Origin of the sequence: Actinomyces stomatis (assembly GCF_031292835.1) — a bacterium.
GTDB lineage: Bacteria > Actinomycetota > Actinomycetes > Actinomycetales > Actinomycetaceae > Actinomyces > Actinomyces stomatis.
Genome location: NZ_JASPEP010000012.1, coordinates 1 through 21,318, shown reverse-complemented (window position 1 = coordinate 21,318; position 21,318 = coordinate 1). Strand labels below are relative to the sequence as shown.

Genomic DNA, 21,318 nt, shown 5'->3' with positions numbered 1-21,318 from the left:
CGAACCCACGACCGCCCAGCAAAGGAAGCACCATGATCGACGACGTCATGCTCGAGGCCGAGGACAAGATGGACAAGGCCCTTCAGGCCGCCAAGAGCGAGCTGGCCACCATCCGCACCGGCCGCGCCAACCCCTCGATGTTCAACGGGATCGTCGTGGACTACTACGGCGCACCCACCCCGCTCCAGCAGCTCGCCTCCCTGACGATCCCCGAGGCCCGCACCGTCCTGGTCAGCCCCTTCGACCGCTCCGCCATGAAGGACATCGTCACCGCCATCCGCGAGTCCGACCTCGGCGTCAACCCCACCGATGACGGCACCGTCATCCGCGTCACCCTGCCGGCGCTGACCGAGGAGCGCCGCAAGGACTACGTCAAGCTCGCCCGCTCCCGCGCCGAGGACTCCCGCGTCCAGGTGCGCGGTATCCGCGGCAAGGCCAAGAAGGAGCTCGAGGCCATCAAGAAGGACGGCGAGGCCGGCGAGGACGACGTCAAGCGCGCCGAGCACGAGCTCGACGGTCTCACCAAGCGTTTCGTCGAGCAGATCGATGCCGCACTGAGCGCCAAGGAGAGCGAGCTCCTCGAGGTCTGACCCGCCTCGTCCCGGGATCGGCCGCGCCTCCACCCGGCCTCCCGACTCTGTCCCGTCAACCCCTGTGAGCCCCGTGTCGACTCTGCTGAACCCGCGCCCCACGCGCAACCACGACCCCCTGCCCGCCACCGGGCGGGCAGGACGCAACCTGCCCGCCGCCATCGGGGTGGCGGTCGCGCTCATCGCCGTGGTCCTGGGGTCCCTGGCCTTCTACAAGGTCATCTTCGTGGGCGTCGTCGTTCTGGCCGTCTGCGGGGCACTGTGGGAGCTGGCGGCTGCCTTCGCCCGCAAGCGCATCCGCCTGCCCCTGGCGCCGCTGTGGCTGGGGACCCTGGGAATCTCCGTGTGCGCCTGGGAGGTGGGAGCGGAGGCGGCCTTCGGGGCCTATGTCGCCACTGTCGGGGCCTGCGTCCTGTGGAGCTTCATGGACCAGGCCGAGGCGGAGGTCGGTACCGTCCTGGAGCAGGCCGGTCATGACATCCCTCGCACGGAGGCCCATGACGAGGTCCGCCGCTCGCGCTCCAGTGCCGCGGCCGCCTCGGTCTTCGCCGCCACCTACCTGCCCTTCCTGGCCGGCTTCGCCGTCCTGCTCCTGGTGCAGGATCACGGAGTGGGAAAAGTCATGATGCTCATCGCCCTGGCGGCCGCCAACGACACCGGCGGGTGGATGGCCGGCATCACCTTCGGCCGTCACCCCCTGGCGCCCTCGGTCTCGCCCAAGAAGTCCTGGGAGGGGCTCATGGGCTCCCTGCTGGCGGCGGTGGCGACCGGGGCCGGCTGCGTCTGGGCCATCGACGGCCCCTGGTGGGCAGGAGCCGCACTGGGGGCCTGCACCGTGGTCGTCTCCACCCTGGGCGACCTGGGGGAGTCCCTGCTCAAGCGCGACCTGGGACTCAAGGACATGGGCACGCTCCTGCCCGGACACGGCGGAATCATGGATCGGCTCGACTCGATCCTCGTGGCCGCTCCACTTGTCTACGCCTTCACCCTCCTGGTGAAATAGGGACGGCATGCCGCACCCACCCCTATCGACCAGCCCGGCCCTCCCCAGCCCCGGGACACGAGGAGCACGAGCGTGAGTCCATCGCGAGTACAGCAGCGCCCCCGGCGCCCGCAGCCCGTCAGCATCACTGGGCGTCCGCGTGACGGCCAGGTCCAGGTCATGCCGACCGACCAGCCCCCGGAGGGCGCCACCAGCCCGGACGCCAAGCCGCGCCTGTCCTTCGCAGTACCGGCGGCGCGCGGCAAGGCACCTCGTCACCTGGCCGACCTCGATCTGGCCGGCCGCAAGGCCGCCTGCAAGGACTCGGGCCTGCCCTCCTTCCGGGCGGACCAGCTCTCGCGTCATTACTTCACGCACTTCACCCGTGACAGCGCGGATATGACCGACCTGCCCGCCGCCCAGCGCGAGCAGCTGTGCGCCGACCTGCTGCCCGAGCTCATCACCCCGGTGCGCGCCCTGCGCGCCGACGGCGGGCGTACCATCAAGCACCTGTGGGAGCTGCACGACGGCGTCCGCGTCGAGAGCGTCCTCATGCGCTATAAGGACCGCACCACCCTGTGCGTCTCCTCCCAGGCCGGTTGCGGCATGGCCTGCCCCTTCTGTGCCACCGGTCAGATGGGGCTGACCCGCAACCTGTCCACCGGGGAGATCGTGGAGCAGGTGCGCCACGCCGCCCAGGCCTCGGCCGCCGGGGAACTGACCGGGGGACCTGCCCGACTCTCCAACGTGGTCTTCATGGGCATGGGTGAGCCGATGGTCAACTACAAGAACGTCGTCGGCGCCCTCCACCGGCTCATCGACCCGGCCCCGGAGGGCTTCGGCCTGTCGGCCCGCGGTATCACCGTCTCCACCGTGGGGCTCGTTCCCCTCATCCGCCGGCTCGCCGGTGAGGGGCTGCCGGTGACCCTGGCCGTCTCCCTGCACGCCCCCGACGACGAGCTGCGCGACGAGCTCATCCCCGTCAACTCCAAGTGGAAGGTCGGTGAGCTGCTCGACGCCGCCCACGACTACTTCCTGGCCACCGGCCGGCGCGTGTCCATCGAGTACGCACTTATCAAGGACATGAACGACCACGCCTGGCGAGCCCAGCTGCTCGCTGACGAGCTCAACCGCAGGGACACCGGATGGGCCCATGTCAACCCCATCCCGCTCAACCCCACCCCGGGATCCATCTGGACCTGCTCGGAGGTTGCGGTTCAGGATATGTTCGTTGACACGCTCCGGCGTGCCGGAATTACCACGACAGTGCGAGACACTCGAGGCAGCGACATCGACGGTGCCTGCGGTCAGCTCGCGACCGAGGTACTTAACCAGGAGAGGGCCAAGACGACATGAGCGACATGTTCCCCAAGTCAGCGCTCCTGCGACCGGGCTACCGCCCCGAGCAGGTGGACCGCTACTTCGAGACGGCTCACGAGATCTACGACGCCGGTGAGCTCGACGAGATGGACTCCGAGGGTGTGCGCACCGTCGCCTTCGACGTCGTTCTGCGCGGTTACCAGCCCCAGGCCGTGGACGCGGCTCTCGACCGGCTCGAGGCCGCGTTCCTCCAGCGCCGGCGCGCGGCCTTCGTGGCCAAGAAGGGCCGCCAGGCCTGGATGGACCAGGTCACCCAGCTCGCCACCACCCTCTACCCGCGTCTCCTGCGTCCGGCCGGCGAGCGCTTCGCCCCGGCCTCCGGACAGGGGTATGACAAGACTGACGTCGACGCCCTCATGGACCGCATCGCCGGCTACTTCGACTCCGACACCACCCTGACCTCCAGCGAGGTGCGCGGAGCGGTCTTTCGTCGGGCCCGGGGGAACAAGGCCTACGGGGAGCCCAGCGTCGACCGCTACCTGGCGCGCGTCGTCGAGGTCCTCCTGTCCGTCGAGTGAGTCGAGCCCGTCGAGCACGTCCTGAGGAAACCCACCACCCCATGACCAGCCATGCACCACCGCCCTCCTATATCCCACAGCGACTGGTCCTCCTGGGATCCACCGGGTCGATCGGCACCCAGACCCTCGAGGTCCTCACCCGCCTGGGGGCGGCCGCTCCGCAGGTGGTCGCCCTGGCCGCAGGTGGATCACGCCTGGACCTCCTGGCCCACCAGGCCATCACCTGGGAGGTCCCCGTCCTGGCCGTCACCGGTGGGGGAGAGGATCTCGGCGGCCGCCTGCGCCAGGCCCTGACGGCCGCAGCCGCCCAGGCCGGTCGCCCCGACCCGGTCACCACCATCCTCACCGGCCCCGATGCCGCTACCACGGCGGTCGAGGCCGCCGGACTGGGAACCCACGACACGGTCGTCAACGGCATCACCGGCTCCGTGGGCCTGCTGCCCACGCTGGCCGCCCTGAGCAGCGGAGCCCGCCTGGCACTGGCCAACAAGGAGTCCCTCGTCGTCGGGGGCGCCCTGGTCCGCCAGGCGCTCACCCGACCCGGCCAGATCGTTCCCGTGGACTCCGAGCACTCCGCCATCGCCCAGGCCCTGGCCAGCGGCCGCCATGAGAAGGGACTGACCAGTCCCGTCGTCAGCGGGCGCAGCGAGGTGAGACGGCTGGTCCTCACCGCCTCCGGTGGCCCCTTCCGCAGGCGCAGCCGCACCGAGCTCACCGGGATCAGTGCCGCCGCCGCCCTCAAGCACCCCACCTGGGACATGGGGCCGGTGGTGACCATCAACTCCTCGACCCTCATCAACAAAGGACTCGAGCTCATCGAGGCCCACCTCCTGTTCGATGTGGCACCCGAGCAGATCGACGTCGTCGTCCACCCCCAGTCCGTCGTCCACTCCATGGTGGAGTTCACCGACGGCGCCACCATCGCCCAAGCCTCACCGCCCGACATGCGCCTACCCATCGCCCTGGGGCTGACCTGGCCCGAGCGTCCCAACCTGTCGGGCATGGTGACTCCCAACGACTGGCGCGAACCAGTCAGCTGGACCTTCGAGCCACTGGACGACGCCGCCTTCCCGGCCGTCGACCTGGCCCGCAGCGCCGTGGCGGCCTCGGACACCCACCCGGCCGTGCTCAACGCGGCCAACGAGCAGGCCGTCGCAGCATTCCTCGCCGGCGGCCTGGAGTGGCTGGACATCGTTGAGATCGACGCGCTCGTCGTCGGCGAGCACGAGGGCCTGACCTCCCCGAGCCTCGACGACCTCCTGGCCGTGGAGACCTGGGCGCGCGCCCGCGCCGACGAGCTCATCGCGGTACGAAACGGAGGAGCAGACTCGTGAGCACCACCCTGGCCTACATCCTGGGCATCGTCATCCTCATCATCGGGATCGGTGTCTCGGTGGCCCTTCACGAGCTCGGGCACATGATCCCCGCCAAGAGGTTCGGTGTGAAGGTCCCCGAGTACTTCGTCGGCTTCGGCCCGAGGATCTGGTCGTTCAAGCGCGGAGAGACCGAGTACGGCGTCAAGGCCATCTGGCTGGGCGGCTACGTCAAGCTCGTCGGCATGCTGCCGCCCGCCAAGCCCGGCAGGCCGGACCGCAAGCGCAAGGACGGAAGCCTGGGCATGGTGGGTGAGGCGCGAGCCGAGGCCCTGGAGGAGATCCAGCCCGGAGAGGAGCACCGGGCCTTCTACCACCTCAGCGTCCCCAAGAAGCTCATCGTCATGGCCGGGGGAATCCTCACCAACCTGGCCCTGGGGATCGTGCTGCTGGCCGTGGCCATCGGCGCGGTCGGTATCCCCGGACGCACGACGACGCTGTCGACCGTGGCGCCCTGCGTCTCGTCCAACATCGACGCGGACGCCCCCTGCCAGGACTCCGACCCCGTCGGACCCGCCAGCGCTGCCGGCATCAAAGTCGGCGACAGGATCGTCTCCTGGGGCGGGGTGAAGGTCTCCTCCTGGGAAGAGCTTCAGGCCCGGATCGCCGCCACAGGCACCCGCCCCACCCAGGTCGTCATCGAGCGCGACGGAGCCGAGCGCACAGTGAGCGTCACCGCCGTCGAAGTCCAACGCACCGTTCGCGACGCGCAGGGGGCCCCGGTCAAGGACGCCTCCGGGGCCGTGCGCACCCAGGCCCGCCCCTATGTCGGCATCTCCCCGTCGCTGGGAACCATTCCCCTGAGCCCCGCCAAGATCCCGGGCCTCATCGGACAGGCCATCGGAGGGACGGTCAAGGCCATCGCCACCCTGCCGGTCGGCCTCTATCACGCCGTCCAGGCGGCGCTGGGCATTGAGCAGCGCAGTGCCGACAGCGGCGTTGTGGGACTGGTGGGCATGGGGCGCATGGCCGGAAATGCCACCAGCGGCGGTGCTGCCGGAGGTGGAGAGGTCCCCCTGTCGATGCGGGTGAGCACCATGCTCATGCTGCTGGGCAGCCTCAACCTGGCGCTGTTCGCCTTCAACCTGGTGCCGCTGCTGCCGCTGGACGGCGGGCACGTGGCCGGGGCCTGCTGGGAGGGCATCCGGCGCTCGATCGCCAAGGCGCAGGGCAAGCCCGATCCGGGACCGGTGGACACGGCCAGGATGCTGCCCATCGGTCAGGTCGTCTTCGGCCTGCTCATTGTTATGGCCCTGGTCCTGGTCTGGGTGGATATCGCTGCGCCGCTGTGAGACCCGCAGGGCCGGCGAGGGCGTGAGCAAATCGGTACCGGCGGGAGCGATGCCACACACCTGAGGTGTGGGGGCGGGCAGGGCGGGTGACATACTGGTCGGGTGACTGAAGCGATCGCTCTTGGCATCCCCACCATGCGTGCCCAGGCCCCGGTCCTGGCGCCGCGCCGACCAACTCGCAAGATCAAGGTCGGCAGCCTCAACGTCGGTGGAGACGCGCCCATCACAGTGCAGTCCATGACCACTACCAAGACGCATGACATCGGTGCCACGCTCCAGCAGATCGCCGAGCTGACGGCCGCGGGCTGCGACATCGTGCGCGTGGCCTGCCCCACCGACAAGGACGCCGAGGCGCTGCCGATCATCGCCAAGCAGTCGCGCATCCCCGTCATCGCGGACATCCACTTCAACCCCAAGTACGTCTTCGCCGCCATCGATGCGGGCTGCGGCGCCGTGCGCGTCAATCCCGGCAACATCCGCAAGTTCGACGACCAGGTCGCCGACATCTGCAAGGCCGCCTCCGACGCCGGTGTCTCCCTACGCATCGGCGTCAACGCCGGAAGCCTCGACAAGCGCCTGCTTAAGAAGTACGGCAAGGCCACCCCCGAGGCGCTCGTGGAGTCCGCCACCTGGGAGGCCGGACTGTTCGAGGAGAACGACTTCCACGACTTCAAGATCTCCGTCAAGCACCACGACGTCGTCACCATGGTGCAGGCCTACCGGCTCCTGTCCGAGGCCGGTCAGTGGCCCCTGCACCTGGGCGTGACCGAGGCCGGTCCCGCCTTCCAGGGCACGATCAAGTCCTGCGCCGCCTTCGGCACCCTGCTCGCAGAGGGCATCGGCGACACCATCCGCGTCTCCCTGTCGGCGCCTCCGGTTGAGGAGGTCAAGGTGGGCACCAAGCTCTTAGAGTTCATGGGTCTGCGTCAGCGCCAGCTCGAGATCGTCTCCTGTCCCTCCTGCGGTCGGGCTCAGGTGGATGTGTGGACCCTTGCCGAGGAGGTGGAGGCGGGACTCAAGAAGGTCACCGCGCCGTTGCGCGTGGCCGTCATGGGCTGTGTCGTCAACGGCCCCGGCGAGGCCCGTGAGGCAGACCTGGGCTGCGCCTCGGGCAACGGCAAGGGGCAGATCTTCGTGCGTGGCCAGGTGGTTGAGACCGTCCCCGAGGACCAGGTCGTTGAGACCCTCCTCAAGCACGCCGAGGTCATGGCCGCTGAGATGGCCGAGGAGCTCGGTGAGGATGCACTGGCCGGCACCGCTCCCATGGTCTCCGCCGCCGGTTGAGGACCGGTGAGGGCGGGAAGCGCAGAGCTCCCGCCCGGGCCTGACGGACATGGGCTTCCTACGGCACCGTGATCACGAACGCGATCAGCGTCGCGCCGATCGCCTGACACCGGTCCCCGCCGACCGGGTCTCGGGCGTCATGTCGCTGTGCGCACTCGATCCGGTCAGCGCCGTGAGCCTGGTCCAGCAGATGCAGCGCTGGTCTCGTTGGGGGCGCGGCGACGTCGTCGCTCTGGGAGGACTGGCCCGTCCTGTCGCCGCGGCCTGGTCGGTGGGTTCTCTCATGCTCTTCGGCCTGGCCGGACGCCCAGAGCACGGTCTGCGAGCCGCGGATGCCGGTGAGATCTGGGCGCTGGCCGAGCACGCCCGCCCTCGCCTCTCCAGGCGCGGCTCCGTGTCGGGACCGGCTCGAGACGTCGCCGCGATCTGGGGCGGGCTCAGCGAGCAGGGAGCGCGTGCTCGCCATGAGCGCTGGAGGCAGCCGGTCCTGACCGCGCCCCGGGTGGGCGGGGGACTGGGGAGTGCGCACCTGCGTCGTCGTCCGTCCCTGGCCTGGGTGGGGAGGTCGGTCCGTCTCGCCCGTCCTGATGAGGACGGACTGGTGCTGCCCGCCTCGGTGGACATGTTCAGCGGGGAGCTCGGCTACGACCCCACCGTGGACGGTCCCGGTTACGGCCGCCACGTCAGCTGGCTCATCGAGCAGGGACGCAGCTACATCGTGCTCGATGACGGTGCCGGTCACCCGGTTCAACCCGGCTCGCCTCGGGCCGTGGCCTTCAAGGCCGATGTCGGGGCCCTGTGGCGCTCCCCGGCCGGCTGTGTCGCCCAGCTGACCGGGGTGTGGACGCGCCCCGACCTGCGTGGGCGAGGAGTCGGGGCGGCGGCTCTGGCCAGCGTCGTGGACGCCGTACGTCGCGATCATGTCGGGGCCGACGGCGTTGTCAGCCTCTACGTCAACGACTACAACGCCCCCGCCCTGGCGCTCTACCGGTCTCTGGGGTTCGTGCAGGTGGGTCTGTTCGCCACCGTGCTCCTGTGAATGTTCCCGGTGGGACCGCAAGGACGATGCTGTTTTGTTACACAGCGCCTGCAAAGTCATGGTGAACAACATATGGAGCGTCTTGGGCGGCTCGCCTACGATCACCAATCGTGCGCAGTACGGATGACGTCGACTCCGAGACCACGGAGCGTCAGAACAATATCGAGGTATGGAATGACCTCGTATCACCCAGAGACTTGATTGTCTGTCTCCTGATATCGGTGATATGCGTCGTCGCGGCGGTGCTGTTCTCCGTTTATCTCGGAGGCAAGCCGCTCTTCTGGGGGCTGGGGGCCTCCACCATCGGTTTTATCGCCTGCTGCCTCCTTGTGACTCCTAAACGTGAGGTCACCATTGTCGATGAGCTGAACGTCGGGGCGAGTGAAGGGGGAGACCGGTGACTGTGAGCCTTCTCCTCATGATGGTGGTCGCCATCCTGGCTGCTGTGGTCCTCTACACCTTCATCGGTTTCATCCCCGGGACCGATGAGACCGGGGTGCTGGCCCCCGTCACTCTGGCGATCATCCTGGCTGGGGCACCACCGCACGTGGTGCTTGCCTTCTTCATCTCCGCCGTGGTCACGCTCAACCTCATGAACGGGATCCCGACGGCGCTGGTGGGACTGCCCGGCGGAGTCATGTCCGCTCCGCTCATGGATCACGCCATGGTGCTGCGCAACAAGGGCCTGGCCTCAGACACGATCCGGAAGATGGCGGTGGGGTCGGCCATTGGAACCCTTATCTCCATTCCCCTGAGCTTCCTCCTTGCCGGTCTGCTGCTGCCCATGGCCGACTGGATCAAGTCCAACTCCGATATCGTCCTGGCTGCCGGAGCCGTGATTCTGGCCCTGCTCGGAAAGAACCGAATTCTCTCCCTGGTATCGATTCTTCCCATGGCACTTCTGTTCCAGGCGCTTCCGGCGCTCTACCGAGGGGCGGGGATTATCCCTGAGAAGGCCAGTGTCAATACCTCCTTCTTCCTCGGGATCACCGTGGGGCCTATGCTCCTGACCCTCCTGGAGCTGCTCAATGCCAAGCGTCGGGAGGCACTGCCGCACGGCAATCGCACCAAGGCCGAGCTGCTGCGATCCGGTTTCGAGCGACAGGCGTTGTGGCCGGGGCGGCTCATCACGAGGTCCGAGGGCTGGTGGAGTGCCGCCATGGCCGCCGTCTCCACCCCGCTGTTCATTCTCAGCCCGGTGGGCCTGACCTTCCTGCTGGGCGAGGCCTCCGTGGCCCGCCAGAAGGAGGACCGGGTGCCCCGCGCGCAACGTGCAGTGACCGTCATGAGCGCCCTGACCCACTCGACCTACCTGGCCGGCGTCATCATTCCGCTGGTGGCGCTCGGGGTCCCGATCTCCGGTGTGTCCGTCGGCCCCGCCGGTCCGCTGTTCAATGCGGGCTCGGTCTACACCAAGCAGCACAACCTGCACCACCTGCTGGACCTGCCCGGATTCATCATCACCGTGACCATCGGGGCTCTTGCCGCGGTTGCGATCACGTACGTCATCGCCGTGCGCTGGTCCTCGCAGATCACCTACTTCGTCATGCGTCGCATTCCCCACGAGGCGGTGCTGGCGCTGTTCGTCGCCTTCGTCCTCCTGCTGGCCTACATCGACGCCGACCAGAAGGCAGGCCTGGCCAATGTCTTCGGGGTCCTGCTTGTGGGAATCGCGTGCGGGTCGCTCAACCGACTGGGGGTCTCCTACGGCGTCCAGTTCATGTCCCTTTACGCGGCTCCCGGCATCGTCAAGGCCCTGGCCGCTCTGGCCTGATCTCCTTCTCGCGGGATGCGGCGGAGGTTGGGGACCGGCCTCCGCCGCACGTCTGTTGCGATCGGCCACGCGAGACTCCGATGTTGAGTCCTGATACCAGCACTCTATGAGTCAGTCGGAGTAAAAGGCAGAGGGGACGATCCCCCTTGACGGAAGCACCTGGTGACGGTTAGGTATCGCTGCGGTGCGCCAGACGGGTCAGATCGACGCCGAGCAGACGGGCCCGCTCAGCGGTGCTCCCGGTGACGAGAACATCGGTGCGACGCAGCTGAGAGACATCGGCCGCTCCCAGCAGGGTCATGAGCGTGCGCACGTGCTCGCTCCAGGTGCGCAGCTCTTGGCGCAGGGCCTCGGGGCCCGCCTTGATCAGGGTGCGCAGGACGTGCCCGGAGGCGCCGACGGCGCAGGCGCCCAGGGCCAGCGACCGGACGACGTCGAGCGGGTTGCGCACGCCGCCGGAGGCCAGTACCGGCAGGCTGACCGGCTCCGATCCGCTCAGCGACTCCAGCAGGCACAGCGCCGTCGACTGGCCCCAGCCGACCAGGTAGGACAGGTCGCGCTGCGGTCGGCGCTCGTTCTCAATGGCGATGAAGTCCGTGCCTCCGGCCCCAGCCACGTCGACGGCCGCGATGCCGGTGCGCGCCAGGGCCTCGATCGTCCGGCGTGAGAGCCCGAAGCCCACTTCCTTGACCACCACCGGGACGGGCACGGCCGCAACGATGCCGGCGATCGCCTCGCTCCAGCCGGTGAAGTCGCGGTCGCCCTCGGGCATGACCAGCTCCTGGGCCGCGTTGAGGTGGATCTGCAGGGCGTTGGCCTCCAACATCTCCACGGCCTGCAGTGCCTCCTGAGGGCTGACGGTCGGTCCGACATTGGCCAGGACGAAGGCGCCCGGGGCCCGGTGTCGGATGACGTGGAAGCCGTCCGCCCGCTCGGGGTCACGCAGGGCCACGTGCTGGGAACCGCAGGCGATCGCGACTCCCGCCTCAGCGGCCGCCTCGGCCAGACCGGCATTGATAGCCGCTGTTGCCTGCGTTCCGCCGGTCATGGCGTTGATATAGAACGGGACCTCCCAGCGGCAGCCCAGGACGGTGGTGCCGATATCGACCTGCTCGGCGCTGACCCCCGGCAGGCTGTGATGGATGAAGGAGACGTCGTCGAAGGCGCCGGCGCGGTCCTGACCGTGCAGACGCATCGCCAGCTCCAGGTGCTCGTCCTTACGGGAGGCCCGTTGCGAGGTGAGGGGCTCGTGGCTCATGGGGTGACCTTAACGGAGGAGGCGGTCGAGGAATCAGCACGTGCCTCAGCGGGGTCGGCTGCGCAGGCAGCGGATGAGTCCTGGCTGTAGACCGACAGGTCCAGAGGGCGTATCCCGGCCGTCTCCCACGCGGCTCGCAGTGCAACCAGGTCCGTGGCCGGTGGGCACAGGGCGATTCCGCAGTCCCCGCCCCCAGCGCCAGAGCTCTTGGCCGTGGCACCGTGGTCGAGCGCGATCTCGACCAGTCTCACCAGCTCAGCGGTCTCGATGGTCCGGCCGCCGATCCGGCTGAGCCCGGCCAGAAGAGCCCTGTTGCGCGCGATCTGGCGCATGATCCGGGCGGCGTCATCATCCTCGATCGCGGTGATGAGACGAGCCAGGCAGTCCTGGCTGTCGCGCAGGAAGACGGCGTAGTCATCGGCCCCGTGGGATCGGGTCTGGACGTCGGCGACCAGGGCCGGGGTGGAGGCAGGCGCGCCGGTCCAACCCACCTGAAGCCGCAATGAGGGAGACGGCAGGCGGCGGACGCTCAGACCTGGCCAGTCCGCCTCCACGAGATCGCTCATGCCACCGGCCCCGGCTCGCTGCCGGGCCCGGCGCAGCCACGAGCGGTCGGGGGAGGTGTAGGCCACCCACCCGGTCATGGCGCTCGCGGCGATGTCTCCTCCTGAGCCGATCGGCTGGACCGTGTCACTGGCCAGCATCGCCAGCTTGTAGACGGTCAGGTCGTCGGCGGCCAGGCCGTAGAAGGCGGCGACGGCGCGCACCGTCGCCACCGTCACCGCCGATGATGAGCCCAGTCCCAGCTTGCGCCCGTCGTCCTCCTCCAGCTCGCTGGAGACGCTCAGGTCGAAGGAGCCTGGCCGGCCGCCGCCCTGGGTCACCAGCGCCTCAACGACTCGGATCGCCGAGATGATGTAGTCGTCCTCTCCTCCGACTGCCTCGGCCTGGCCGTCCTGCGGTCGGCGGCGCCAGGGCCTGGAGCCGGTGGCGTAGAGCCGCGAGCTGATCGTGCCCGCGTGCCCGCCGGCGGGGGAGCAGGGCGTGATGCGCACGGTGATGAATCGGTCGACGGCGACCAGGACCGCTCGGTGGCCGGGCTCGACGACGGCGTACTCTCCGGCGATGTAGAGCTTACCCGGCGCCCTGGAGACGACATCGCCGCCGTGAGAGGTCAGGGGCATGGGCCCTCCTCGATACGCACCCCGCCGCCGGGACGCCTCACCGAGACGGTGGTGCCGCTCAGACGGTCCCGCAGCGCGGCGGCGACCTCCTCGGCGCGGGCGCCCTCGGTGAGGACCTTGACGTTGGGGCCGGCATCGATCGTTGCCCAGACGGGCAGCCCCTCCTCGCGCATGGCGCGGATCGCTTGCAGTGCCGCCACGGTCTGCGGCAGCCAGTAGATGATGCCCGGGCGGGCCGCGATCATCGTGGCGTGCATGCCCAGGGCGTTGCCCTCGACGATCTCCCCGAGCCGCGCCAGGTCGCCCACCCGGACCGCCTCCAGCGCCACCTGAAGGTCCCTCCCGCTGGCCTCGACCCAGGCGGGGAAGAGAGGGGAGGACGACATGGTGGCCCGCATGGCCCGGGTCGAGCTGATGGGCTTGTAACGCTGCGAGAGCACGACGACGACCATTGCCAGGTCCATCTCGCAGGCGACCGGCTCGGCGTAGGAGGAGGCGTCGTCGTGGCCCGCGTTCCACAGGACCAGCCCACCGAAGACGGAGCGGGTCGCCGAGCCCGAGCCGCGTCGGGCCAGTCTGGAGAGCTCCCGGCCGTCGAGATCCATGCCGGCGGCCCGGGAGGCCGCCGCCGCAAGCGCCGCGAAGCCCGCCGCCGAGCTCGCCAGGCCGGCCGCCAGCGGGACCGAGGCCCGGGAGGTGACGGTTGCCGGGGCGGTGACGCCTGAGCGGGCGCGCACCAGGTCGAGGAACCGGGTCACTCGCCCCAGCTCCACGGCGCTGGGGGAGGCCCCGTTGATCGTCACCGAGTCTGCGGCGCCGTCCCCGCCGTCGAAGGAGACCGTCGTCGTCGTCCGGGTGCCGCCGAGGGTGAGGGACAGGCTCGAGGTGGCGGGGATCGCCTGTGCCTCATCGACCTTGCCCCAGTACTTGATGAGCGCGATGTTGGTGTTCGCGCTGGCCGTCGCGGTCGCGATGGCGGACGGGGAGGAGCCGGCAGCGGCTCCGGGGGGTACGGCGGTCACTCGTCCACCTCGCTGATGCGCATCCGGTAGTTCCAAGTCGCCGGCGCCCCCGCCCGTTCCAGAGCGGCGCGCACCCGGCGCGCGGCCGGCTCGCCGGTCACCAGGGCGATGACGCAGCCGCCGAGCCCCCCGCCGGTGAGTTTGGCGCCCAGTGCCCCGGCGGCGCGGGCGGCCTCGGTGAGGTCATCGAGGATCGGCAGGCTCAGGCAGAGCTCGGTCAGCACCGCGTGCGCCTCGTCCAAGGCGACCCCGAGCGCCTGGGCGTCGGCCTGGTCCAGGGCCATGATCGCGTTCTGGGTGAGTGCCCCCAGGCGGTTGATGCGCGGACCGATGTTGTCCGGATCGTTCTCGTAGCGCCGGCGCAGGCCGCCAACGGCCTCTCGGGTGGAACCGTGGATCCCGGAGTCGGCGATGACGAGGGAGGCGTTCTCAATGCGCTGGCTCAGGGGCCGCATCTGCCCTCCCTGGAACCGGATGGGGCACGGGGAGCAGGTGGCGGCGGCGTCGAGCCCCGACGGCTTGCCGTGAGCGATCTGCTCGGCCATCTGCGTCAGGGCGAACAGCTCGTCCGCGGCGGCCTCGCGCCCGCAGGCGTCCAGAACCGCACGGATGATCGCACCGGCCGCCGCGGCCGACGAACCGAGCCCGCGCTCATGGGGGAAGTCGCTGACGGTGGTGATCTCAAGGGCCTGGTCCAGGCACCCGGAGAACTCCCGGGCCACCTCGAAGGCTCGCGCCACGCTGGCGAACCGGGGGCCGGCCTGCGTCAGGGGGCCCGAGTAGCCCAGGCTGGTCAGCGTGGAGGGGCCCGAGGTCGGTCTCGCAGTGGCTCGCATCCGCAGGTCCTGCAGTGGTACGGCGACGGCGGGGTGGCCGTAGACCACGGAGTGCTCACCCAGAAGAATGGCCTTCGCCCACGTCTGGCCGTGTCCCTCGCGCATGGAGGAGTGCCTGTCCATATGCTTCCTTGCCTGTGGTCCGCGAGCAGGGGGACGTGACGCGGGCCGAATTCAGGGATAAGAGGGTCGACGAACCCTCCGATGGGATGGAGCGTATCGGGCCCTTCTCGAGGGCCGCAAGTCGTCCCTGACCAGCGTCAAGGCCTCCGGTTCGCCCTGTGCGTCGTCGTTGGTCAGCCGGTCCCGAATCGCGTGATCTCGTACGGTCGGGCGGGCTCCGTTGGGGCCGTGGCGTCAGACCCCGTAGGATCACCCCGTGCTGCACAGACTCTCCACCTCCTTCATCCGAACTCTGCGCGAGGACCCGGCCGACGCCGAGGTCGCCAGCCACCGCCTGCTCGTGCGCGCCTGCTACGTCCGCCGCGCCGCCCCCGGGGTGTACACCTGGTTGCCGCTGGGCCTGCGAACGCTGCGCAAGATCGAGGACATTGTGCGCCAGGAGATGGATGCCATGGGCGGCCAGGAGGTCCACTTCCCGGCTCTCCTGCCGGCCGAGCCCTACCAGGCCACCGGACGCTGGAACGACTACGGCCCCACCCTGTTCAAGCTCCGCGACCGCAAGGATGGGGACTACCTGCTGGCACCCACCCACGAGGAGATGTTCACCCTCGCGGTCAAGGACCTCTACTCCTCCTACAAGGACCTGCCGGCCATCGTCTACCAGATCCAGACCAAGTACCGCGACGAGGCCCGCCCCCGCGCCGGCATCATCCGCGGACGCGAGTTCGTCATGAAGGACTCCTACTCCTTCGACATCGACGACGCCGGGCTGGCCGCCGCCTACCAGGCCCACCGTGACACCTACGAGCGGATCTTCGCCCGCCTGGGCCTGGACTACGTCATCGTCAACGCCATGGCCGGCGCCATGGGCGGGTCCCACTCCGAGGAGTTCCTGTACCCCTGCGAGATCGGCGAGGACACCTTTGTGCGCTCCTCAAGCGGCTACGCGGCCAACGCCGAGGCCGTCACCACCGTGGTCCCCGATCCCGTGGACGCCTCCGGCATCGGCCCGGCGCGCGTCGTCGACACCCCCGACACCCCGACCATCGACTCCCTGGTCGACCTGTGCAACGAGGCCTACCCGCGGTCGGACGGGCGGGCCTGGACGGCCGCCGACACGCTCAAGAACGTCGTCGTCACCCTCATCCACCCAGATGGTGAGCGTGAGCTGCTGGTCGTCGGCGTGCCCGGCGACCGCGACGTCGACATGAAGCGTCTGGAGGCCGCCGTCGCCCCCGCCGAGGTCGAGATGGCCGGAGACACCGACTTCGAGACCCACCCCGAGCTCGTGCGCGGCTACATCGGTCCCACCGCCATCGGCCCGAACTCCCCGCTGCGCCGCGTGGAGAGGCTCGACGACGGAACCGAGGTCCTCACCGGCTCCGTGCGCTACCTCGTCGACCCCCGGATCGTGGAGGGGACCAGCTGGGTCACCGGCGCCAACACCGACAAGAAGCACGTCCTCGACCTGGTCATGGGCCGTGACTTCACCGCCGACGGCACTATCGAGGCCGCCGAGGTCCGCGAGGGCGACCCCGCCCCCGACGGCTCCGGCCCCCTCCACCTGGCCCGCGGCATCGAGATCGGCCACATCTTCGAGCTGGGACGCAAGTACTCCCAGGCCCTGGGGCTGACCGTCCTGGATGAGAACGGCAAGGCCCGCGTGGTCACCATGGGCTCCTACGGCATCGGCGTCAGCCGCGTCATGGCCGCCCTGGCCGAGGCCAACCACGACGACAAGGGACTCACCTGGCCCGTCCAGATCGCCCCCTACCACGTGCAGGTCCTGGCCACCGGCAAGGACCAGGCCGTCTTCGACGTCGCCGAGCGGATCGCCTCGTCCCTGGACGCCGACGGCATCGAGGTCCTCTACGACGACCGCCGCAAGGTCTCCGCCGGCGTGAAGTTCGCCGATTCCGAGCTCCTCGGCCTGCCCTACACGGTCGTCGTCGGCCGGGACCTGGCCAAGGAGGGAACCGTGGAGATCCGTGACCGCCGCACCGGTGAGCGCCGCTCCGTGCCCGCCGACGCCGCCGTAGCCGAGATCAGCGCCACCGTCCGCGACGCCCTGGAGGTCGCCCGGAGCCTGTGACAGGTGGCGCCGGTATCGGCGCGAGGCGAACACCTCGGACCCGGCTGCCCCTCCTGGCTCCTGTACTGGGTCCCGGCGGCGCCGCTTCAACGCCGGCTCTGGCCCGAGCCCCTTACTCGGGGCGGCATACTGCACGAGGGTCGGGTGCTACCTGGGGGAGGGTCGGGGGTACTCCACGAAGGCCCGGCTTTTGTGCAGTACGTACAACCCCTGGGCAGTAGATCCCCACTCTCGTGGAGTGGGTCGGCGAGAGGCGGGGGCGGGCTTCCTCACCCCGGGGCCGGAGGCCCCAACGATCCGGTGCCGCTGGTGGAGCGTTGCTGCTACATGCGAGGCGACGAGTCCTCCGGGGATCTCCATCGCAGTGGGTTGCGCTGGTACTGCCGTTCGAGCTCACTCGACGTCGCGGTTGCGTCTTGGGGCCGTGTCTGCCTGGATGTCGGCCAGGCGCTCCTCGGTCCCCTGCTGCTCAACCACGTGCTCGTGGGCCGGGTTGAAGACATTGTCGATGGGACCCAGAACAGCTCCGCGCGGGTCGGGCCTGCGACGCCGCCAGTAGATCCAGCCACGGCGCTCCATCCACAAGAAGAGCTGGTCCACGGCCGCCAGGGCGGCGACGACGGCCAGAACTGCTACGAGGAGGCGCACGTCAGGCGGCGTAGCCGGGCAGGGAGGAGAAGTCCGCGCCCCAGGCGGTGGCGCGCCGGGCGGCGTCGACCGCACCGGTGACGGCCGCTTCACGGGCCGGACTGGAGGCCTTGGCGGAACCGGCCTCCTGCACCTCCGACGACACGATGTTGGACCACACCTGCCGGGCCCAGAGCACCTGGGTGCTCACATTGGGGTCGGTGGACTCGCTCGGGGCGGCGTAGGCGCTCAGCCGCTTGTCCTCAGTGCCCGCGGCCACCGCGGCATTGACGACGGATGTGGCGGCCTTGGCGTCGGCGATCGCCCGAGTGCGCTGGGGGTCGTCGCTGCGCGCCGCGAGCTCCTCCATGGCATAGCGGGCGGCATCGTAGGAGGTCAACAGGCCGGAACTGATCTTGCTGCCCTGCGCCACCTCCGCCCGTGGCGTGTCCGCCGAGCTCGGCGGCTTGAAGAGGTCGTGCTGGAGACTCCAGGCCACTGTCAGTGAGGTGAAGAGCCGAGCGTCCTGCTCCGAGGCGGCGGCGATCGCCGCTCTGCGGGCCAGCGTCGATCCATCGGCCAGGGCCGTGGCCAGGTCTTGCGCGGAGGCTCCCGCCGAGGCCGACGGCACCGGAGCAACCGTGGGGTAGGAGGACGGCACCTGCGAGGGCCACGGCTGCCATACCCCACCCAGGGTCTCGAGCTGGGCGTCAGCCGTCTGCTTCACCCCCTCGGCCAGGGCCGCAGTCGTGGCATCACCACCGCCGGCCTGCGCGACCACGCCGGCGGTGGAGGAGATGAGCGCGGCCTGCCTGGCCAGACCGTCACGGGTGGTCTCCGCCGCCGAGGCCGAGGGCAGGGACGCCGGGGAACCCTTCCCCAGGCGCAGTCCGCAACCGCCCAACGCCGCGGTCAGAGCCGTCCCCACCGCAAGCACTGCGGTGCGGCGCGTCAGGCCGTGGCCCGCCGCACCCGTGTCGGCACCGGCTCGGAGCCTGCCACCGACTCGGTCACCGTAGGGCGACGGAATGCCGTTCGACTGGGCGGGGAGGGGATTGCGGCGAGTGTTCACCGGGGAATCCTCCCACAGACGGCAGGTAGCATGATCCCGACCTCGACCACCTCGATCATGTCGACCACGTCCGCCCGATCCTCTGCTCGGGCCAGTATGGAAGGAAGAACGACCATGGCAGCCCATGATCCGCGTAAGGATCCGCGCAAGCGCGCTGACGCACTGGCGCGCAGTCTCACCGATCTGCTCGTCCCCGTCGTCAACGATGCCGGGCTTCATCTCGAGAGCGTGGAGACCACCAGGGCGGGCAAGTACTCGGTCGTGCGCGTCTTCGTGGATCTGGCTGACGGTCCCGGAGACCTCGATCTCGACTCCCTGGGGCCCGTGACCGCGGCCATCTCCCAGGCCCTCGATGAGGCCGACCCCGTCAAGGGGCAGTACACCCTCGAGGTCTCCACCCCTGGAGCCGAGCGAGAGCTGACCACTCTGCGTCACTTCCGGCGTGCCGTTGGTCATAGTGCCCGGGTGCGCACGGCCGACCACGAGCTCACCGGCCTCGTCACCGCGGCCGATGAGGACGCCGACGCCAGTGAGCACAACGGCGGCATGGTCGGGATCGAGGTCGACGGCGTCCAGCACCGCATCGCGCTGGGGGACATCACCGAGGCACGGATGGTGGTGGCCGGGTTCTAGAGCCGGGCAACAGGCCGAAGATCCATAGGATGCTCCCCGCGGATAGCGACCGGGAATAATGTATGTCCTGATAACTGATAGGTTGACGGACCTGCCCGGGAAAGACGTGATGGACCATCCGGCCCGTCACGGACTACCGTCAACGGGAACCCAGTGCACACCCGCTTCAGCGGACCAGAGAGGACCCAAGGACCCATGGACATCAATATGCCGGAGCTGCGAGGCGCTGCCGACGAGCTCGGCATTGACCTGGACAACCTGCTGCCCGCTATCGAGGATGCCATCCTGGGGGCCTATTCCAAGGTCCCCGGAGCGATTCGGGGGGCCCACGTCGAGATCGACCGCCGCACTGGGCACATGAGCGTTCTGGCCCCGGAGGTCGACGAGGACGATCAGCCCACGGGGGAGTACTTCGACGACACCCCCGACGACTTCGGTCGCATCGCCCAGGCCACGGCCCGCAGCGTCATCGTCCAGCGCATCCAGGACCGTCGCGACTTCGAGGTCCTGGGCGCCTTCAAGGACAAGACCGGTGAGCTGATCTCCGGCACCGTGGAGCAGGGACGCGACCCCCGCATCGTGTACGTGCGCCTGGACGAGGAGCACGAGGGCATCATGCCTCCCCATGAGCAGGTCCCCGGCGAGCGCTACCGCCACGGCGACCGCGTGCGCGCCTACGTAACCGACGTCTCACGCGGCACCCGCGGGGCTCAGATCATCCTGTCGCGCACTCACCCGGGGCTGGTTCGCAAGCTCTTCGAGCGCGAGGTTCCTGAGATCTCCTCGGGGGACGTCGAGATCGTCTCCGTCGCCCGGGAGGCCGGCCACCGCACCAAGATGGCTGTGCGCTCCAAGGTTCGCGGCGTCAACGCCAAGGGTGCCTGCATCGGCCCCATGGGGCAGCGGGTGCGCGCGGTCATGACCGAGCTCGGTGGAGAGAAGATCGACATCGTGGACTATTCGGAGGACCCGGCCCGCTTCATCGCCAACGCCCTGTCCCCGGCCCGCGTGGCCGCCGTGGGCGTCATCGACTCCGAGGAGCGCACTGCCCGCGCCATCGTCCCCGACTTCCAGCTCTCCCTGGCCATCGGCAAGGAGGGGCAGAACGCCCGTCTGGCTGCCCGTCTGACCGGCTGGAAGATCGACATCCACGCCGATGCCGAGTCCGGTGAGATCACCCCCGGTCAGGGCTCCCAGTCCGACGACGTGACAGGTCCCTCAGAGCTGAGCGACTGAACCGCCCCGTGGGGCGATGTAGACTTTCCGGCGGACCTTTGCGGGTCCTGCGCCGGGATTCCTCGGCCGTGGTGCCCGCGTCAGCGGCTGCAGACCAGCGGAAGGACACCGACGGACGGTGGTCACCATCCCCCACGTGCCCGAGCGCACCTGTATCGGCTGTCGACAAAGGGCCCCGCGGACGCAGCTACTGCGTCTCGTGCTGACGTCGGGCGGTGAGCTCGACGTCGATGCCCGGGCCGTCAGACCCGGGCGCGGCGCCTGGATCCACCCGGATCCGGCGTGCCTCGACCTCGCTGAGCGACGACGCGCCGCTCCACGTGCCCTGCGCACCGGCGGACCACTGGATGTGGCCCGGGTGCGCGGGTTCCTGGAGCGGGGAGTGGTCAATGACGGCGAGACCCCCGCTGCCCGACCGGGTGAGCGGACCACCGATAGCGAAGGCGGGTAGGAAGCCGATGGGCACCCGATGAGTACCCAGCGATGAGCTGCCTCTAGAAGCACCCACCCCTGTCCGGGGTGGGAAACCGGACAGGAGAAATGTGGCTAAACCACGCGTTCATGAGCTTGCTAAAGAGCTCGACCCCACTGGCAAGAAGGTCACCTCGAAGGTGATCCTGGCCTGGCTCAAGGACCAGGGAGAGTTCGTCAAGGCGGCCTCCTCCGCCGTTGAGCCACCCGTCGCTCGTCGGGTTCGCGAGCACTTCGCCGCCCAGGTGCAGGAAGCGCCGGCGGACACTGCGGCCGACAAGTCGGCCAAGACCGCCTCTCAGGCCCCCAAGCCCTCCAAGGGCGCTCCCAAGCCGGGGGCTCAGGCCGCCAAGCCGGGACCCGCCGGTGCTCAGGAGCAGGCTCCGAGCCCCGCTGTCAAGCCGGCTGCCCCCAAGCCGGGTGCTGGCGCTCCCAAGCCGGGGGCTCAGGCCGCCAAGCCGAGTGACGCAACCCAGGCCCCGGCGGCTCCAGCCAAGCCGGCGCCCCAGGGAGGCGCCGCCGATGCGCCCAA

The 21,318-nt window shown here is 69.5% G+C and carries 21 protein-coding genes; 15 read left to right on the top strand and 6 right to left on the bottom strand.

The annotated features are described in order from the left end of the window. The first annotated feature begins 32 nt into the window (after positions 1-32). From frr to RIV12_RS07840, 10 genes are all read left to right on the top strand, one after another. Entirely contained in the window at positions 33-590 is a 558-nt protein-coding gene (frr, locus tag RIV12_RS07885; protein ID WP_009394550.1) for a ribosome recycling factor, read from the top strand. Between the two features lie 73 nt (positions 591-663). Continuing rightward, positions 664-1,593, top strand: a complete 930-nt coding sequence (locus tag RIV12_RS07880; RefSeq protein WP_075418580.1) for a phosphatidate cytidylyltransferase — start codon at positions 664-666, stop codon at positions 1,591-1,593. Between the two features lie 72 nt (positions 1,594-1,665). Further along, complete coding sequence (rlmN, locus tag RIV12_RS07875) at positions 1,666-2,928, top strand: dual-specificity RNA methyltransferase RlmN (protein ID WP_309323066.1); 1,263 nt, start codon at positions 1,666-1,668, stop codon at positions 2,926-2,928. Beyond that, complete coding sequence (locus RIV12_RS07870) at positions 2,925-3,470, top strand: DivIVA domain-containing protein (protein ID WP_075418578.1); 546 nt, start codon at positions 2,925-2,927, stop codon at positions 3,468-3,470. The genes rlmN and RIV12_RS07870 overlap by 4 nt, the downstream gene beginning before the upstream one ends. Before the next feature lie 41 nt (positions 3,471-3,511). Continuing rightward, positions 3,512-4,804 carry a 1-deoxy-D-xylulose-5-phosphate reductoisomerase gene (gene dxr, locus RIV12_RS07865; protein WP_309323065.1) on the top strand — a complete coding sequence of 431 codons (1,293 nt, stop codon included), beginning with the start codon at positions 3,512-3,514 and terminating at the stop codon, positions 4,802-4,804. After that, on the top strand, positions 4,801-6,135 hold the full coding sequence (locus RIV12_RS07860; protein ID WP_309323064.1) for a M50 family metallopeptidase: 1,335 nt from the start codon (positions 4,801-4,803) through the stop codon (positions 6,133-6,135). The genes dxr and RIV12_RS07860 overlap by 4 nt, the downstream gene beginning before the upstream one ends. 102 nt (positions 6,136-6,237) lie before the next feature. Then, complete coding sequence (ispG, locus tag RIV12_RS07855) at positions 6,238-7,419, top strand: flavodoxin-dependent (E)-4-hydroxy-3-methylbut-2-enyl-diphosphate synthase (RefSeq protein WP_309323063.1); 1,182 nt, start codon at positions 6,238-6,240, stop codon at positions 7,417-7,419. A gap of 49 nt (positions 7,420-7,468) precedes the next feature. Further along, complete coding sequence (locus RIV12_RS07850) at positions 7,469-8,458, top strand: GNAT family N-acetyltransferase (protein WP_081380109.1); 990 nt, start codon at positions 7,469-7,471, stop codon at positions 8,456-8,458. A gap of 110 nt (positions 8,459-8,568) precedes the next feature. Continuing rightward, positions 8,569-8,859, top strand: a complete 291-nt coding sequence (locus RIV12_RS07845; protein WP_309323062.1) for a hypothetical protein — start codon at positions 8,569-8,571, stop codon at positions 8,857-8,859. Further along, positions 8,856-10,232 (top strand): tripartite tricarboxylate transporter permease, encoded by a 1,377-nt coding sequence (locus tag RIV12_RS07840; RefSeq protein ID WP_075418574.1) that lies wholly within the window; start codon positions 8,856-8,858, stop codon positions 10,230-10,232. The genes RIV12_RS07845 and RIV12_RS07840 overlap by 4 nt, the downstream gene beginning before the upstream one ends. A gap of 169 nt (positions 10,233-10,401) precedes the next feature. Here RIV12_RS07840 and fni read toward each other — a convergent pair whose 3' ends face one another. Genes fni through mvk form a run of 4 tightly spaced genes read right to left on the bottom strand, consistent with a single transcriptional unit; the run spans position 10,402 to position 14,655 of the window. Beyond that, positions 10,402-11,490: a type 2 isopentenyl-diphosphate Delta-isomerase gene (gene fni / locus RIV12_RS07835; protein WP_309323061.1), complete on the bottom strand. Its 1,089-nt coding sequence runs from the start codon at positions 11,488-11,490 to the stop codon at positions 10,402-10,404. Continuing rightward, positions 11,487-12,674 (bottom strand): phosphomevalonate kinase, encoded by a 1,188-nt coding sequence (locus RIV12_RS07830; protein WP_309323060.1) that lies wholly within the window; start codon positions 12,672-12,674, stop codon positions 11,487-11,489. Before RIV12_RS07830 ends, fni begins: the two co-directional genes overlap by 4 nt. Then, the gene (gene mvaD / locus RIV12_RS07825) at positions 12,665-13,696 is read right to left on the bottom strand and encodes a diphosphomevalonate decarboxylase (RefSeq protein WP_309323059.1); all 1,032 of its coding nucleotides are present in this window, start codon (positions 13,694-13,696) and stop codon (positions 12,665-12,667) included. The genes RIV12_RS07830 and mvaD overlap by 10 nt, the downstream gene beginning before the upstream one ends. Continuing rightward, entirely contained in the window at positions 13,693-14,655 is a 963-nt protein-coding gene (gene mvk, locus RIV12_RS07820) for a mevalonate kinase (RefSeq protein ID WP_309323058.1), read from the bottom strand. The genes mvaD and mvk overlap by 4 nt, the downstream gene beginning before the upstream one ends. Before the next feature lie 256 nt (positions 14,656-14,911). Here mvk and RIV12_RS07815 point away from each other — a divergent pair, with 256 nt between their 5' ends. Beyond that, the gene (locus tag RIV12_RS07815) at positions 14,912-16,747 is read left to right on the top strand and encodes a proline--tRNA ligase (protein WP_309323057.1); all 1,836 of its coding nucleotides are present in this window, start codon (positions 14,912-14,914) and stop codon (positions 16,745-16,747) included. Positions 16,748-17,140: 393 nt separating this feature from the next. Here RIV12_RS07815 and RIV12_RS07810 read toward each other — a convergent pair whose 3' ends face one another. Next, on the bottom strand, positions 17,141-17,395 hold the full coding sequence (locus RIV12_RS07810) for a hypothetical protein (RefSeq protein WP_309323056.1): 255 nt from the start codon (positions 17,393-17,395) through the stop codon (positions 17,141-17,143). 1 nt (position 17,396) lies between these two features. Beyond that, the gene (locus RIV12_RS07805) at positions 17,397-18,446 is read right to left on the bottom strand and encodes a Tat pathway signal protein (protein WP_309323055.1); all 1,050 of its coding nucleotides are present in this window, start codon (positions 18,444-18,446) and stop codon (positions 17,397-17,399) included. A gap of 114 nt (positions 18,447-18,560) precedes the next feature. On the opposite strand from RIV12_RS07805, the gene RIV12_RS07800 reads away from it, so the two are divergent. The 4 genes from RIV12_RS07800 to RIV12_RS07785 form a co-directional block, all read left to right on the top strand. After that, on the top strand, positions 18,561-19,079 hold the full coding sequence (locus RIV12_RS07800) for a ribosome maturation factor RimP (RefSeq protein ID WP_309323054.1): 519 nt from the start codon (positions 18,561-18,563) through the stop codon (positions 19,077-19,079). A 195-nt stretch (positions 19,080-19,274) separates the two neighbouring features. Further along, positions 19,275-20,315, top strand: a complete 1,041-nt coding sequence (nusA, locus tag RIV12_RS07795) for a transcription termination factor NusA (protein ID WP_075418565.1) — start codon at positions 19,275-19,277, stop codon at positions 20,313-20,315. 118 nt (positions 20,316-20,433) lie between these two features. Beyond that, on the top strand, positions 20,434-20,766 hold the full coding sequence (locus RIV12_RS07790) for a YlxR family protein (RefSeq protein ID WP_075418564.1): 333 nt from the start codon (positions 20,434-20,436) through the stop codon (positions 20,764-20,766). A gap of 91 nt (positions 20,767-20,857) precedes the next feature. Then, on the top strand, positions 20,858-21,318 hold a 461-nt coding region (locus RIV12_RS07785), incomplete at its 3' end, for a translation initiation factor IF-2 N-terminal domain-containing protein (RefSeq protein WP_428978925.1).